Source organism: Bradyrhizobium sediminis (genome assembly GCF_018736085.1).
GTDB classification, from domain to species: Bacteria; Pseudomonadota; Alphaproteobacteria; order Rhizobiales; family Xanthobacteraceae; genus Bradyrhizobium; species Bradyrhizobium sediminis.
In genome coordinates, this window is the sequence record NZ_CP076134.1 from 335063 (window position 1) to 350105 (window position 15043).

Consider the following 15043-nt stretch of genomic DNA (forward strand, 5'->3'; position numbering starts at 1 on the left):
TCCCCAACCGCCTCGGCTAAACCCCGCGCCATGAACCGATCGGGACTTTTCATCGCGCTGGCGATTTCGCTTTTTGTCGGATTGCTGTTCGGGATTTATCCCGAACTCGACCTGAAGCTGGCTGCGCTGTTTTACGACGGGGCGAATAAATCGTTCCCGCTGAAATTCAACACGCTGGCGGCGATCGCGCGCGATGCCGCGATGTGGATTGCGTGGGGCCTTGCGGCGCCGGCGATCGTCGCGCTGGTGGTGAAGCTGGCGCGGCCGGACAAGCCGCTGCTGATATCGGGGCGGGCGGTCGTCTTCCTGCTCGTGACCCTGACGCTTTCCGCCGGCGTTCTCACCAACCTCACTTTCAAGAGTTATTGGGGCCGGCCGCGTCCAGTGGTGGTGACCCAATTCAACGGCGCGCAGGAATTCGTGCCGTGGTGGGACCCGCGCGGCAGCTGCGGACGCAACTGTTCGTTCTTCTCCGGCGAAGGCGCCACCGCGTTCTGGACCTACGCGCCCGCGGCGCTGACGCCGCCGGCCTGGCGGCCGCTCGCCTATGCCGCGGCGACCGTGTTCGGCGTGACCACCAGCCTGCTCCGGATGGCGTTTGGCGGGCACTTCTTCACCGACGTCGCGGCGGCGGGGCTGGTGACGTTCCTGGTGATCTGGCTGGTCCACGGCTACATCTACCGCTGGCCGTCGACCCGGATGACCGACGAGGGGATCGACGCCGGGTTGACGCGCTTCGGCTGGCCGGCTTTTCGGCTGCTGGCGAGGCTGCGGGCGCGCGGGCGCTCCCGGTAAGTTCGACTTCATCACGCCTGGCGCCATTAAACGCGTGCCCATCAGCGCGAAATTTGTTATTCGCGCACTCAAACCGCAAACGACGTCTGTCATTTCGACCGATTGGAAGCTCTATGAGTACGATCTTGAAAAGCCTGCCCAAGGGGGAAAAAGTCGGTATCGCTTTCTCGGGCGGCCTCGACACCAGCGCGGCGCTGCTGTGGATGAAGCAGAAGGGCGCCCGCACCTTTGCCTATACCGCCAATCTCGGCCAACCTGACGAGGCCGACTACGACGAAATTCCCCGCAAGGCTCTGGAATACGGCGCCGAAAAAGCCCGGCTCGTGGATTGCCGCACGCAATTGGTGCACGAAGGCATTGCCGCCATCCAATCCGGGGCCTTCCACGTCTCTACCGGCGGCATCGCGTACTTCAACACCACGCCCCTCGGCCGCGCCGTGACCGGCACGATGCTGGTATCGGCAATGAAGGAGGACGGCGTCAACATCTGGGGCGATGGCTCCACCTACAAAGGCAATGATATCGAGCGGTTCTACCGTTACGGCCTGCTGACCAACCCGAGTCTTCGGATCTACAAGCCCTGGCTCGACCAGCAGTTCATCGACGAGTTGGGCGGCCGTGCTGAAATGTCGGCGTTCATGACCGCCAATGGATTCGGCTACAAGATGAGCGCCGAAAAGGCTTACTCGACCGACAGCAATATCCTCGGCGCAACCCATGAGGCCAAGGATCTTGAGCACCTGGACAGTGGCATCAAGATCGTCAATCCGATCATGGGCGTGCCGTTCTGGCGCGACGACTGTATCGTCAACGCCGAAAAGGTCGCCGTGCGTTTTGTGGAGGGCCAGCCCGTCGCGCTGAACGGCCGGACGTTCGCCGATCCCGTCGCGCTGTTCCTCGAAGCCAACGCCATCGGCGGCCGACATGGCCTTGGCATGAGCGACCAGATCGAGAACCGGATCATCGAGGCAAAGAGCCGCGGCATTTACGAAGCTCCCGCCATGGCGCTGCTGCACATCGCCTACGAACGCCTGATCACGGGCATCCACAATGAAGACACCATCGAACAATATCGGATCAGCGGCATGCGCCTTGGTCGATTGCTCTATCAAGGGCGGTGGTTCGATTCCCAGGCTCTGATGCTGCGCGAAACCGCCCAGCGTTGGGTGGCTCGCGCAGTCACCGGTGAGGTGACGCTCGAGCTGCGTCGTGGCAACGACTATTCGATCTTGAACACCGAAAGCCCCAACCTGACCTATCAGCCCGAGCGGCTGAGCATGGAGAAGGTGGGCGATGCGGCGTTCACGCCGGCGGACCGTATCGGCCAGCTGACAATGCGTAACCTCGACATCGCCGATACCCGGGCCAAGCTGAATCTCTACGGAGAGACAGGCTTGCTATCGACCAGGGAAGGCTCCGACATCTTCAGGCTCGATAGCGACAAGAGCTGAATCGCGCGGGCGTAACTTTTTGGATTATGCGGCGGACCACATCAAGCTCAACGCGCTGCGGCTGCGCACACTCGGCCAGCGCAAGAAGAAGCTGGGGCTGTGAGGCTCTGCTGCGGGCGTCCGTAATCAAGACGTCATTCGGGGCAGTTAGACTTGCGCGCCCGGTCGTGAGAATGCTTGCGGAGGCGCGGCCGTCGCCGCCCGCGGGCAGATTTCGACGCGGAGCCTGGATCATGAACAAACTTGCCGCCGCAGTATCCTTCGCCGTGCTGCTTTCGGGATCGCCGGTTGCTGCCCAAACGGTGTTTCCGATCGACCGCGCCACCATTCTCTCGGGCGCGCGGTTCGACTTCAAGATTGAATTCCCCGATCGCGTCGACCCGGCGAAACTGAAAGTCACGATCAACGGAGAGGATTATTCCACCGTCTTCGGCCGGACTGCGACGTTCATCGAACGCGAAGACGGCAAGGAGCAGTCCGCGCTGATGCTTCGCGATGTCGCGCTGGCCAGGCCCGGGCCCGCCACCGTGGAAGTCAGCGACGGCACCCGCAGCCGCAGGGTGGAATGGACGGTCTACGACACAGGGCCGCGCAAGGCGAAGAACGTGATCCTGTTCATCGGCGACGGGCTTTCCCCGGCCCATCGCACCGCCGCGCGGCTGCTTTCCAAGGGAATTACAGAAGGCAAGAGCCTTGGTAAACTTTCCATCGACGACATGCCCCACATGGCGCTGGTGGCGACCGCCGGCTTGGATTCGATCATCACCGATTCCGCCAACGCGGCCAGCGCATACGCCACGGGTCACAAGACTGCCGTGAATGCGATGGGCGTCTATGCCGACCGCACCGCCGATCCGTTCGACGACCCCAAGGTCGAAACTATCACCAGTCTCGCGAAGCGGCGGCTCGGCCTGGGCGTCGGCCTTGTCACGAACACCGAAGTCGAGGATGCTACGCCGGCCGCGATGGTGGCGCATACCCGCCACCGCGCTGCCTATGACGGGATCGTCGAACAGTATTTTGCCGCCAGGCCCGACGTGTTGATGGGCGGCGGCAGCGCGAATTTCCTTCCGCAGGGCGCGCCCGGCTCCAAGCGCAAGGACGACATCGATTACATCGCCCGGTTTCGCGAAGCCGGCTACCCGGTGGCGACGACCGCGGGCGAACTCAATGCGCTGGCGGCCAAATCCGATACGCGCCAATTGCTCGGTCTGTTCGCCACCGGGAATATGGATGGCGTGCTGGACCGCAAATTTCTGAAGGGCGGCGGCGTCAAGAAGTTTCCCGAGCAGCCGGATCTGACCGAACAGGTCCAGGCCGCGCTGAACGTCCTGTCGAGGAAGGATGCCGGCTTCTTCCTGATGGTGGAATCCGGAATGATCGACAAGTACGCGCATTTGCTGGATATGGAGCGCGCGGTCTACGACACCATCATGCTCGACAATGCGGTACGCCTCGCTCGCGACTGGGCGCGGGCGCGCGGTGAGGACACCCTGATCCTGGTGTTGGCGGATCACAATCATCCCAATGGCCTTGTTGGCACCATCAATGACGACATGAGCGTGACGCCGAACGTGCAGCTGCGCGAGCGTGTGGGCGTCTATGACAAGGCGGGATTTCCCAATTATCCGGCTCCCGATGCGGAGGGCTATCCGTCGCGCGTGGATGTCAGCCGGCGGCTCGCCATCTTTTCTGCCAGCCTGCCGGATCACTACGAGACCTTCCGCCCGAAGCTCGACAACCCGAATGAACCGACGGTGAAGGGTGAAGCGCCGGGGACCTTCAAGGCCAATGAAAAATACAAGGATGTTCCGGGCGTCGCGCTGCGTTCCGGCAATCTGCCGGCCATGATGCGTGCCAGCGTGCATTCTGGAGAGGACGTGATTCTGACCGCGACCGGGCCGGGCAGCGAACGGGTCCACGGATCGATGGATAACACGGACGTCTTCCGCGTGATCGCCGATGCGCTTGGCCTGGCGCCGACGGCGTCCGGCGCGATCGAAATGCCCGCGCGCTAGAAGAGCATGATCCGGAAGAAAGTGGGAACCGGTTTTCCGAGAAAATCATGCTCAAACAAAGCGATGAGATCATGAACCGATTCAATCTAATCGGATCATGATCTAGGCGAGCGGCGGCGCCGAGAACATCAGTTTGATGAAACTGCGAAAAGTCAAAATCTGCCGTTCCAGCCGTCGCGGATCGTTCAGCGTCTTCGACATGATGATGCCGCCATCGACGATGCAGGACAGCATGTCGGCGAGATCATCCAGGTTGACCGCCTCCCGCGGAGGATAGACAGCGGCAATGCCGTTGAAGATTTTGCGAAAGCGCGCATTCCAGTCGCGCACCGCCAAAAAAACGGCCGGGATTGCTCCCGGCCGCTTCCGTTTGGCGAATACTTGCCCTGCCGCGGCGGCGCGGTGCCCGGCGGCGGGGGCGGCAGCGATGCCGCTCCGCCGTTGAGCAATGGCGTGATGTTGCGGATCGTGACGCGGCGATTGATGCGGCTCGGTCCGTCGATCTGCTCTTTCAGATATTGTTCGCCGTAGCCTTGCGAGGTCAGGTTTTCTGCCGGCACGTTGAATTGCTGGGCCAGCAGCGTGGCGGCGGATTCGGCGCGGCGGTCCGACAGCGACAGATTGTCGACGTCCGATCCCACCGCGTCGGTATGACCCTCGATCAGGAACACGGCGCGCGGGTTGGTCGCGATCGCGCGATTGAGGCCGTCCGCGATCGCCTGCAACTTCGCCGCCTGGTCGGGGGAATCTCCCACGATCCGGTTTCGAAGTTGATGCTGTTGAGATCGATGCGCGGCATGCGCTGCCGCACCGACGCACTGTAGCGGATTTCGTCGAGCGTGTAGCGATGTTCGATCCGCTCCACCGGCGGCGCGATCATGCGGCTGCGCACGCCCGGCCAGCGCAAGAAGAAGCGGGGGCTGTAGCGGTCGCCTCGGTTCTATTTCACCCGCAACGCGTCCAGCAGCGAGCGGAACGCACGCGCGTACTCGGCGCCGGCCTTGCCGATGTCCTGACCAGTTGAGCAGGCAACTGCGGCTTCCGTCACCGCACCGAGCAGGAGCCGCGCCAAAGGCTCGACCGGCTGGCGCGCGATCAGGCCAGCGTCCATCGCCGCGGCGAGCGCGCGCGGAAACTTGCCGCCGAAATGCTTGGCATCGATGTCGCGCCAGCGCTCCCATCCGAGCACGGCAGGTCCGTCGCGCAGGATGATCTGGCCAGTCGCCCCCTTTGAGCAGGCCGAAAAATAGGCCTGTGTTCCCGCTGCTATCGCGGCCAGCATGTCCTTCTCAGCGCGCGAGATGCGGTCAAGGTCGGAGACGAGTTCGAGGGAGGCCTGTTCGAACACCGCCTCGAACAGCGCCTCCTTGGTCGGGAAATGATGATAGACCGCGCCCTTCGCGACGCGCGCGCCGGCGGCGATATCATCCATCGTTGTCGCGGCAAATCCACGCTCACCGAAAATGCGCTTCGCCGCCCTGACGATCGCCGTCCGTGTTTTCTCGCGCCGCTCGGCCTGTGTTGCCATGATTGCTGTCTAGCGCAGTTTCGTGTCCGGGCCAATTGACTTGTCGACCGACAGTCGGTAAATGCCGACTATTGGTCGGTATCTAGAGGAGACTTGACTATGCCGTCGCTCGCCACACTGCAAGCTTTTGCTGCCACCGTCGAATCCAACGACCATGTCGGCGCCATCCTGAAATTCTATGCGCCTGATGCTCAAACGCAGGAGAACGACCGTTCCCCCCGGGTTGGCCGCGATGCGCTGGCAGAGCGGGAACGCGCTGTGCTCGCGTCCGTTGCCGGCGTCAAGACCACACGGCTCGGGCCGCTCTTGCTCGACGGCGACCAGTCGGCGATCCGCTGGCGGTTCGAATTCACGGGCAAGGACGGCAAGGTGCGGACAATGGAAGAGGTCGCGTGGCAAACCTGGCGCGGCGAGCAATTGATCGAGGAGCGCTTCTTTTTCGACCCGCAGCAGATGAAGGGATGAGGTGAAGATCGAGCCGGCATTTGGAATTCATTTGCTTCGCCAAAGTGATCCACGGTGCGGCGATCTGGTCCTGCGCCCAAGCCCGCCTCGCGATCAGATATGGAAATGGCCGGGATCGCTCCCGGCCATTTCAGTCTTGAAACTATTTGCCCTACCTCGGCGGCGCGGTGCCCGGCGGCGGGGGCGGCAGCGATGCCGCTCCGCCGTTGAGCAATGGCGTGATGTTGCGGATCGTGACGCGGCGATTGATGCGGCTCGGTCCGTCGGTCTGCTCTTTCAGATATTGCTCGCCGTAGCCTTGCGAGGTCAGGTTTTCCGCCGGCACGTTGAATTGCTGCGTCAGCAGCGTGGCGGCGGATTCGGCGCGGCGGTCCGACAGCGACAGATTGTCGACGTCCGATCCCACCGCGTCGGTATGACCCTCGATCAGGAACACGGCGCGCGGATTGGCCGCGATCGCGCGATTGAGGCCGTCCGCGATCGCCTGCAGCTTCGCCGCCTGGTCGGGGGGAATCTCCCACGATCCGGTTTCGAAGTTGATGCTGTTGAGATCGATGCTCGGCATGCGCTGTCGCACCGACGGGCTGTAGCGGATTTCGTCGAGCGTATAGCGACGATCGATCCGCTCCACCGGCGGAGCGATCATGGTGTCGTAGATCAGATCCGGCGACGCTTCGTCGGCTTCGACGATGTAGCGATTCTGCGGAATGCGCAGGATCGGCGGCGGCAGGTCGACATAGAAGCCGCCGATCGCGCGCGGGTCGCGATAGCTGTTGTCGATGATGATGATCTCGCGGCCGCGCTCATCCCGGCGAATCCGGCGCAATAGCTGACCGTCACGACCGACAACGGTGATGATCTGGGTGCCGTCGGGACGGATCACGATGGTGCGCGTTTCACCGCCGACTTGCTGGGTCCGGATGTCACGCGCGCCATAGCGGAAGCGATCCATTTCGTCGTGGCGGATGAACGCCTGCCCGCCGGGATCACGAACGATGATCCGGCCCGGCTCGGTAATCACCGTGCGTCCGCCCTGCTCGACTTCGCGTCGTTCACTCCGGAAGCCCTCCAGGGTCTTGGACCCCGGTGCTGGCGCCGCGCCCGGAGCGATCGGGGTCAGCGCCTGGGTGGGGGGCGGTGCGGGCGGAATCGGCGCGGTTACCGTCGGCGGTGGGCGGCGGGCTACCGGCGCGCCGGCCGGCAGTGACGTCTGTCCGCCAGCGCCGGGTGTCGGCGCGGCATTCGGCGTTGCCGGGGGGGCTGTCGTCGTTCCCGGAGCCGGCGGCGGAGCGGCAGTTGCCGGGCTGCCCGCGGGCGGCGGGGTTTGCTTGGCTCCTGCCGGCGGCGGCGGCGGAGGTGGCGTGACTGCGCCAGCGCCTGCCGGGGGTGGCGGAGGCGGGGGGGCTTGAGTCCGTGGCGCTGTTCCGGGCGGCGTGCCCGGAGGCGGTGGGGCCTGCTTGGCTCCTGCTGGCGGCGGCGGAGGTGGCGTGACTGCGCCTGCGCCCGCCGGGGGCGGCGGCGTCTGCGTTGCCGGCGCGGTTGTGGGCGGCGGCAATTGCTTGGCGCCCGCGGGCGGCGGCGGCGGTGGCACGGAAGTCGGCGCGCTCTTCTGCTGCGGCACCACAGGTGCGGTGCTCGGCGGGGCCGGGGGCTTCGGCGGAACGGGTGCTGCCGTCGGCGGAGGCGGCGGTGCCGTCCGCGCCGCTGGAGGCGGCGGGGGAGGTGGAGGCGTCGCAGGCTTGGGCGGCGGCGGCGGTGCAGCCGTTGGGGGCTTCGGCGGCGGCGGCGGCGGCGGTGCCACGCGCGCAGGCGGGGGTGGTGGCGGCGGGGGTGCCTGGCGCGGAGGCGGAGCCGAGACAGGGGGCGGCGGCGGAGGCGGCGCAACCCCGGGCGGTGGCGGCGGGGGAGGCGGTGGCGGCGCTTGACGCGGAGCAACAGCGGGCGGTGCCGCCTTCGGCGGGGCCTTGGGCTTGCCGTCGGGACCAAGTTCCTCCTTGGCCTGCGCCACCACCATTGGGGCGGTTTGCGCGTGCGTTGCAGGCGCCGCGAATTGCATTGCCGTAAGGGCTGTCGTGGCGAGCAGCACGAGGCGAAGGTGTGTCATGATGGTCTGGTCCCGGGAATTATTGGCAACAAAGTCTGACGATCAACAAATAAGCGTGGGGCCGGATTGTGGCGGCCTTTGATGGCAAAGCGGCTTTTATTTCGGAACGTGCAACGTCCGAATGCGCAATTGTTCATGGCGCATTCAGACGCTTGTTTCGAATCGCATACTAGACCGTATTACATCGTCTCCTGCGGCAAATCAGGTGTGCCTGGATTCACATCCGGCTCCGAGCCCGGCAGATCGTCAACTCCGGCATCGGTCGCGGGGATAGGGCGTGTGCGGACCTTGCGGTCCCGGCACCGGCAATTCCTCGGGCGTGCGGCCCGGCAGTTCCTCCGGCTGCGGCGGCTCACCCGGCTCCTGCATCGGCGGCGGCACCTCGGGCCGCGGACTGCCCGGCGGATTCTCCTGCGGCGGCTCGGATGGCTGTCCGGGCTTGATCGGCGGATCTTCCGGCGGATCGATTGGCATTTACATCGCCGCCCAGGCGGAGTCGGTGTTGTCGTTGGTCATGTCATCGCTCCCTCGGGCTGGAGCGATAACGGCGGCGATGCCGCGATGTTCCTCATTCGGGCTGCGGGAACCGGTCACTCCGGCGCGTGGCACACGGCTTCGATGTTGTGGCCGTCGGGATCGAGCACGAAGGCGCCGTAATAATTGGGGTGATAGTGGGCCCGGATGCCGGGCGCGCCGTTATCGCGTCCACCGGCCGCCAATGCAGCTCTGTAGAACGCGTCGACAGTGGCGCGGTCCTTGGCGTGGATCGCAACATGCAACGGCTTGTTCAAGCCGCCCTCGCCGCCGATCCAGAAATCCGGCTTGCCGTCGGCGCCGAAACCGGCCGCGGGGTCATGGCCGGTCTGCTCCTGCGTCACTTCCATCACGAGGCTATAGCCGAGCGGCGCCAAAGCCTCGAGATAGAAAGCCTTGGCGCGCGCATAATCGGAAACCGGAAAGCCGACATGGTCGATCATCGAGAATCTCCTGCGGTTGAGGACTGCGACACCTATTGATGTAGGCGGAATTCAGCCGCGAACCAGCAGCGTGTTGCTGCGGGTCTTGCCGGTCTCGGCGTAGCCGCGCGCGCGCATGTCGGCGATACAGTCTTTCAGCCATTCGTTTCGCGACAAATGCTCGATCACAACCGCGCGCGGCCACAGCGATGACGGCGCCTGTTCGAAGAAGCCGGTCAGAACGCGATCCTCAAAGCCCTCGACGTCGATCTTCAGCGCATCGACGTGATCGACGCCTGCGTCGGCGAGAATGCGCTGCAACCGCAACGACGGCACCCTGATGGCGTTGCCTGCGGGATCGCCGGACACGATATGGCTGGCGCCGAGATTGTCGCCGTCGGTCTCGATCATCAGCTCGCCGTCCGAAGGGCCTGCGGCGGCGGCCACCAGCGTGACCTGGGTGTAGCCGGATGCGGCGCAGTTGAACTTGAGCCGCGCATGCGTCACCGGATGCGGCTCGATCGCAATCACCTTGCCGGTCGCGCCGACCCGGCGCGCCAGCACCATGGCGTAGGTGCCGACATTGGCGCCGACATCGACGAACACGCCACCGGCAGGCGTATGCGCGCGCAGAAAATCCAGCTCCTCGATGTTGTAATCGGGATTGAACAACGCGCCGCGCTCGGTGGCGCTGGCCTGATGATAGAAGCGGAACGACGCACCCTGATAATGGACGTCGACCGGACCCGCGCGCAGCAGGTTGACCAGCCGCGACAGCATCGGGCGGAACGCACCGCGTTTCAGCCGCGAGCGTTGCGCCAGCCGGATGATCGCCGCCTGCGCGGCATTCGGCGCGAAAGCGCCGAATGGAGGGGAGGTGGGATCGTTGGCCGCGGCAGTGCCGGGGGGCAGGGTTGGCAGGGTCAAGATCTTCTCGCCGAAGAATTGCGAACGCCGCGCCTACATAGCCGGTTTCGCGGACGACTCCAACGACGCGGGCGGGGTCCGCGTCAGATCTGGCGTTCGACCATCTTCAGCTTGAGTTCGGCGATCGCCTCGGCGGGATTGAGGCCCTTCGGGCAGGCCTTGGCGCAGTTCATGATGGTGTGGCAGCGATAGAGACGGAACGGGTCCTCGAGATTGTCGAGCCGCTCGCCGGTCGCTTCATCGCGGCTGTCCTTGACCCATCGGTTCGCCTGCAGCAAGGCGGCCGGCCCGAGATAGCGGTCGCTGTTCCACCAATAGCTCGGGCATGAGGTCGAGCAGCAGGCGCAGAGAATGCATTCGTAGAGACCGTCGAGTTTTCCGCGATCCTCGTGGCTCTGCCGCCATTCCTTCTGCGGCGTCGGCGTGACGGTCTTCAGCCAAGGCTCGATCGAAGCGTATTGCGCGTAGAAATTGGTGAGGTCGGGCACCAGGTCCTTGACCACAGGCTGGTGCGGCAGCGGATTGACCTTGACCGCACCGTCCTTCACGTCGTGCATCGACTTGGTGCAGGCCAGCGTGTTCTGGCCGTCGATATTCATGGCGCAGGAGCCGCAGACACCCTCGCGGCAGGAGCGGCGGAAGGTTAGCGTCGGGTCGATGTGATTCTTGATCCAGATCAGGCCATCAAGGACCATCGGCCCGCAATCCTTGGTGTCGACATAATAGGTATCGACGCCGGGATTTTTGCCGTCGTCCGGGTTCCAGCGATAGACCTTGAATTCGCGCGTCTCGGTCGCGCCGGCCGGCTTCGGCCAGGTCTTGCCGCCGGTGATTTTCGAATTTTTCGGAAGCGCGAATTCAACCATCTCTCTAGCCTTTCGTCATTCCGGGGCGCTGCGAAGCAGCGAACCCGGAATCTCGAGATTCCGGGTCTGGTCCTTCGGACCATCCCGGAATGACGGGTTATCCTCAATACACCCGCGCCTTCGGCGGGATGTACTGAACGTCGTTGGTCATCGTGTAGTCGTGCACCGGGCGATAATCGATTGTGGTCTTGCCGCCATCGTCGATCCACGCCAGCGTGTGTTTCATCCAGTTCTTGTCGTCGCGGTCCGGGAAATCCTCGCGGGCATGGGCGCCGCGGCTCTCGGTGCGGTTCGCGGCCGAGTCCATCGTCACGACCGCCTGCACGATCAGATTGTCGAATTCCAGCGTCTCGATCAGATCGGAATTCCAGACCAGCGAGCGGTCGGTCACCCCGATGTCGCTGATGCCGCTATGCACCTTGTGAATCAGGTTGTGCCCTTCGTTCAGCACCTCGCCGGTGCGGAACACCGCGCAATTGTTCTGCATCACATGCTGCATGCTGTCGCGCAGCTTCGCCGTCGTCGTGCCGCCGGCGGCATAGCGGTAACGATCGAGCCGGCCGAGCGCCTTGTCGGCCGATCCTGCCGGCAATTCCGGCTGCTTGCCGTTCGGCGTCAGCTTTTCGGCGCAGCGCAAGGCGGCGGCGCGGCCGAACACCACGAGATCGATCAGCGAATTGGAGCCGAGACGGTTGGCGCCATGTACCGAGACGCAGGCCGCTTCGCCGACCGCCATCAGGCCGGGCACCACGAAATTGTCGTCGCCGTTCTTCTTGGTCAGCGCTTCGCCGTGGAAGTTGGTCGGAATCCCGCCCATGTTGTAATGCGCGGTCGGCACGATCGGGATCGGCTCGCGCGTCACATCGACGTTGGCGAAAATCTTTGCCGATTCGGAAATCCCCGGCAGCCGCTCCTGCAGCACCTTGGGGTCGAGATGGTCGAGGTGCAGGAAGATGTGGTCCTTGTTCTTGCCGACGCCGCGGCCTTCCCGGATTTCGATGGTCATCGCGCGCGAGACGACGTCGCGCGAGGCGAGGTCCTTGGCGGATGGCGCATAGCGCTCCATGAAGCGTTCGCCCGCGGAATTGACGAGATAGCCGCCCTCGCCGCGCGCGCCTTCGGTGACCAGACAGCCGGCGCCGTAAATTCCGGTCGGGTGGAACTGGACGAACTCCATGTCCTGCAGCGGCAGGCCGGCGCGCAAGGCCATCGCGCTGCCGTCGCCGGTCTGGGTGTGGGCGCCGGTGCAGGAATGATAGATGCGCCCATAGCCCCCGGTGGCAAGAATGGTGGTTTGCGCGCGGAAGCGATGCAGTGTGCCGTCGTCGAGCTTGAGCGCGACCACGCCGCGGCAGGTGCCCTGGTCGTCCATGATCAGGTCGATGGCGAAGAACTCGATGTAGAATTCGGCGGCGTGGCGCAGCGCCTGGCCGTACATGGTGTGCAGCATGGCGTGGCCGGTACGGTCGGCGGCGGCGCAGGTGCGTTGCGCCTGGCCCTTGCCGAAGTCCACGGTCATGCCGCCGAACGGCCGCTGATAGATCCTGCCGTCTTCGGTGCGCGAAAACGGCACGCCCCAGTGCTCGAGTTCGTAGACCGCCTCCGGCGCCTGGCGCACCATGTATTCGATCGAATCCTGGTCGCCGAGCCAATCCGACCCCTTGACGGTGTCGTACATGTGCCAGCGCCAGTTGTCCTCGTGCATGTTGCCGAGCGCCGCCGAAATGCCGCCCTGGGCCGCCACCGTGTGCGAGCGGGTCGGAAAAACCTTGGTGATGCAGGCGGTGCGCAGGCCCGCTTCGCTGCAGCCGACTACGGCGCGCAGGCCAGCGCCGCCGGCGCCGACAACCACGACATCGTAGGTATGATCTTCAATCGGGTAGGCGTGGCCATTGGTGGCAGGCGCGCCGTTCCCCTTGCCATTTCCGCCAACGGCCATGGGCTAAACTCCAGATGACAGTTTGAGAATGGCGTAGATCGAAGCCAGCGCCACCGCGATCGAGAAGAAGTTATTGGCCATTACGCTGGCGAGCTTCAGCTTCTCGTTATGGATGTAATCCTCGATCACTACCTGCATGCCGATCTTCATGTGCCAGGCGCTGGCGACGATGAACAGAAGCAGGATGATAGCGATCGGCAGCGAGCCGAGAATCTGCGCGGCACCGGCCTGGTTGCGGCCGAGCAGCATCAAAACCACCACGATGACCGGCACGATCAGCAGCGTCATCGCCACAGCGGTGAGGCGCTGGCGCCAGAAATCGCTGGTGCCGGAATGCGAAGCGCCGAGGTTGCGGACGCGGGCGAGCGGCGTGCGCATGGATTTTGCGGGTGAAGTTGGCGCGGTCATCGTCCGCCTCCGATGGCATAGGCGGCGATCCAGACCAGCACCGTCAGCGAAACGCCGCCGATCAGCGCGCCCCAGGTCAGCGTTTCACGTTCGCTGGCCTTGAAGCCGTAGCCGAGGTCCCAGACGAAATGCCTCAAGCCCGAAAGCAGGTGATGCAGCAGCGCCCATGTGTAGCCGAATACGATCAGCTTTCCGATGATGCTGCCGGTAAAGGCCTGCACATTGGCATAGGCGGCCGGGCCGGAAGCCGCCGCGATCAGCCACCATGCCAGCAGCAGAGTACCGAAATACAGCGCGACGCCGGTAACGCGGTGGACGATGGAAAGCGCCATCGTCAGGGTCCAGCGATAGGTCTGCAGATGGGGCGAAAGCGGTCGTTCGATCCTGGCGGTCATCGGCGGCTTTGACGGTTGGCGGGCCCGCGATGGGCCCTTCGGGGGATCGCGATAGACGAGGTCTATTTACGAAGTCGAAACAGTGAGCGCAACGATGAAAATCGCCAATTCCGAACCGCGGTTCACATCTATGGATGAGCCTTGCAATTAGGGGCGTTGACAAGCGCGGCGAGCACTGGTGGCTGGTATACCTGAAGCACGATTCATGAACGCGCGCAGACCTGGCGCGGGCCGAAGGAAACCGGAGATGGCAATCGCTGGCCTTGATGTCCTGGAGCTTGCCGAACTGGCGCTCCTGCTGGTGGCGGTGGGGGCGCTGTCGGGCTTTCTGGCCGGGATCTTCGGGATCGGCGGCGGCGCCATCCTGGTGCCGGTGTTTTACGAATCCTTCCGGCTCGCCGGCGTGCCGCTGGAAGTGCGGATGCCGCTGTGCATCGGGACATCGCTCGCCATCATCATTCCGACCTCGATCCGTTCGTATCGCGCCCATTACGCCCGCGGCGCGGTGGATATAGCTATTCTGCGGACCTGGTGGCTGCCGATAGTGACCGGCGTGATCGCCGGCAGCGTCACCGCGCGCTACGCGCCGGAGCGGCTGTTCAAGATCGTGTTCGTCATGGTGGCATGGTCCGCCGCGGCGCGGTTGCTGCTGTCGCGCGAGACTTGGAAGTTCGGCGACGACTTGCCGCGGGGGCCGCTGATGAAGCTTTACGGCTTCTTCGTCGGCCTGCTCTCGACGCTGATGGGCATCGGCGGCGGATTGTTCTCCAACCTGTTGATGACCTTTTACGGCCGGCCGATCCATCAGGCGGTTGCGACCTCCTCGGCGCTGGCGGTGCTGATCTCGATTCCCGGCGCCATCGGTTACATCTATGCCGGCTGGCCGGCGGCGATGCGCTATCCCGAGGTCGCCGCGCTGCAATTGCCGTTTGCGATCGGCTATGTCTCGCTGATCGGCGCCGTGCTTGTCATGCCGACCAGCCTTTTGACCGCGCCGCTCGGCGTCAAGGCCGCGCACGCGATGTCCAAGCGCACGCTGGAAATGGCGTTCGGAACTTATCTGTTTCTCGTCGGCGGCCGGTTTGTGATCAGCCTGCTCTAGCGGCAGAGCAAGTTCGTGAACATGTCTATCGTCATTGCGAGGAGCAAAGCGACGAAGCAATCCATCCTAGATGCGGACCGAGCTTTGGA

At 64.3% G+C, this 15043-nt stretch carries 14 protein-coding genes and 1 pseudogene; 5 read left to right on the plus strand and 10 right to left on the minus strand.

The window, feature by feature from the left end; translation table 11 throughout:
- Nucleotides 1-30: 30 nt before the first annotated feature.
- The 3 genes from KMZ29_RS01635 (at nt 31) to KMZ29_RS01645 (ending at nt 4264) form a co-directional block, all read left to right on the plus strand.
- On the plus strand, nt 31-795 hold the full coding sequence (locus tag KMZ29_RS01635) for a phosphatase PAP2 family protein (RefSeq protein WP_215622190.1): 765 nt from the start codon (nt 31-33) through the stop codon (nt 793-795).
- A gap of 113 nt (nt 796-908) precedes the next feature.
- Nucleotides 909-2246: an argininosuccinate synthase gene (argG, locus tag KMZ29_RS01640; protein WP_215622191.1), complete on the plus strand. Its 1338-nt coding sequence runs from the start codon at nt 909-911 to the stop codon at nt 2244-2246.
- A 233-nt stretch (nt 2247-2479) separates the two neighbouring features.
- The gene (locus KMZ29_RS01645; protein ID WP_215622192.1) at nt 2480-4264 is read left to right on the plus strand and encodes an alkaline phosphatase; all 1785 of its coding nucleotides are present in this window, start codon (nt 2480-2482) and stop codon (nt 4262-4264) included.
- Between the two features lie 389 nt (nt 4265-4653).
- Here KMZ29_RS01645 and KMZ29_RS01650 read toward each other — a convergent pair.
- A pseudogene (locus tag KMZ29_RS01650) lies at nt 4654-5144 on the minus strand (OmpA family protein); the annotation flags it as partial.
- Between the two features lie 60 nt (nt 5145-5204).
- Nucleotides 5205-5792, minus strand: coding sequence for a TetR/AcrR family transcriptional regulator (locus KMZ29_RS01655; protein WP_215622193.1), 588 nt, complete (start codon nt 5790-5792; stop codon nt 5205-5207).
- Nucleotides 5793-5891: 99 nt separating this feature from the next.
- Here KMZ29_RS01655 and KMZ29_RS01660 point away from each other — a divergent pair, with 99 nt between their 5' ends.
- A complete protein-coding gene (locus tag KMZ29_RS01660; protein ID WP_215604418.1) occupies nt 5892-6257 on the plus strand; it encodes a nuclear transport factor 2 family protein in 366 nt (121 codons plus the stop codon).
- A 151-nt stretch (nt 6258-6408) separates the two neighbouring features.
- Here KMZ29_RS01660 and KMZ29_RS01665 read toward each other — a convergent pair whose 3' ends face one another.
- The 8 genes from KMZ29_RS01665 to sdhC form a co-directional block, all read right to left on the minus strand.
- Nucleotides 6409-8361, minus strand: a complete 1953-nt coding sequence (locus KMZ29_RS01665; protein ID WP_215622194.1) for an OmpA family protein — start codon at nt 8359-8361, stop codon at nt 6409-6411.
- Nucleotides 8362-8607: 246 nt separating this feature from the next.
- Nucleotides 8608-8835: a hypothetical protein gene (locus KMZ29_RS01670; RefSeq protein WP_215622195.1), complete on the minus strand. Its 228-nt coding sequence runs from the start codon at nt 8833-8835 to the stop codon at nt 8608-8610.
- A gap of 116 nt (nt 8836-8951) precedes the next feature.
- Nucleotides 8952-9338: a VOC family protein gene (locus KMZ29_RS01675; RefSeq protein ID WP_215622196.1), complete on the minus strand. Its 387-nt coding sequence runs from the start codon at nt 9336-9338 to the stop codon at nt 8952-8954.
- Between the two features lie 51 nt (nt 9339-9389).
- On the minus strand, nt 9390-10244 hold the full coding sequence (locus KMZ29_RS01680) for an FkbM family methyltransferase (RefSeq protein ID WP_249779806.1): 855 nt from the start codon (nt 10242-10244) through the stop codon (nt 9390-9392).
- An 83-nt stretch (nt 10245-10327) separates the two neighbouring features.
- Nucleotides 10328-11110 (minus strand): succinate dehydrogenase iron-sulfur subunit, encoded by a 783-nt coding sequence (locus tag KMZ29_RS01685; RefSeq protein WP_215604421.1) that lies wholly within the window; start codon nt 11108-11110, stop codon nt 10328-10330.
- A 103-nt stretch (nt 11111-11213) separates the two neighbouring features.
- The gene (gene sdhA, locus KMZ29_RS01690) at nt 11214-13049 is read right to left on the minus strand and encodes a succinate dehydrogenase flavoprotein subunit (protein ID WP_215622197.1); all 1836 of its coding nucleotides are present in this window, start codon (nt 13047-13049) and stop codon (nt 11214-11216) included.
- A 3-nt stretch (nt 13050-13052) separates the two neighbouring features.
- Entirely contained in the window at nt 13053-13427 is a 375-nt protein-coding gene (gene sdhD / locus KMZ29_RS01695) for a succinate dehydrogenase, hydrophobic membrane anchor protein (protein WP_369810154.1), read from the minus strand.
- 26 nt (nt 13428-13453) lie between these two features.
- A complete protein-coding gene (gene sdhC / locus KMZ29_RS01700) occupies nt 13454-13852 on the minus strand; it encodes a succinate dehydrogenase, cytochrome b556 subunit (RefSeq protein WP_215622199.1) in 399 nt (132 codons plus the stop codon).
- A 247-nt stretch (nt 13853-14099) separates the two neighbouring features.
- Between sdhC and KMZ29_RS01705 the strand changes: the two genes are divergently transcribed.
- Entirely contained in the window at nt 14100-14954 is an 855-nt protein-coding gene (locus KMZ29_RS01705) for a sulfite exporter TauE/SafE family protein (protein WP_215622200.1), read from the plus strand.
- Nucleotides 14955-15043 lie beyond the last annotated feature (89 nt).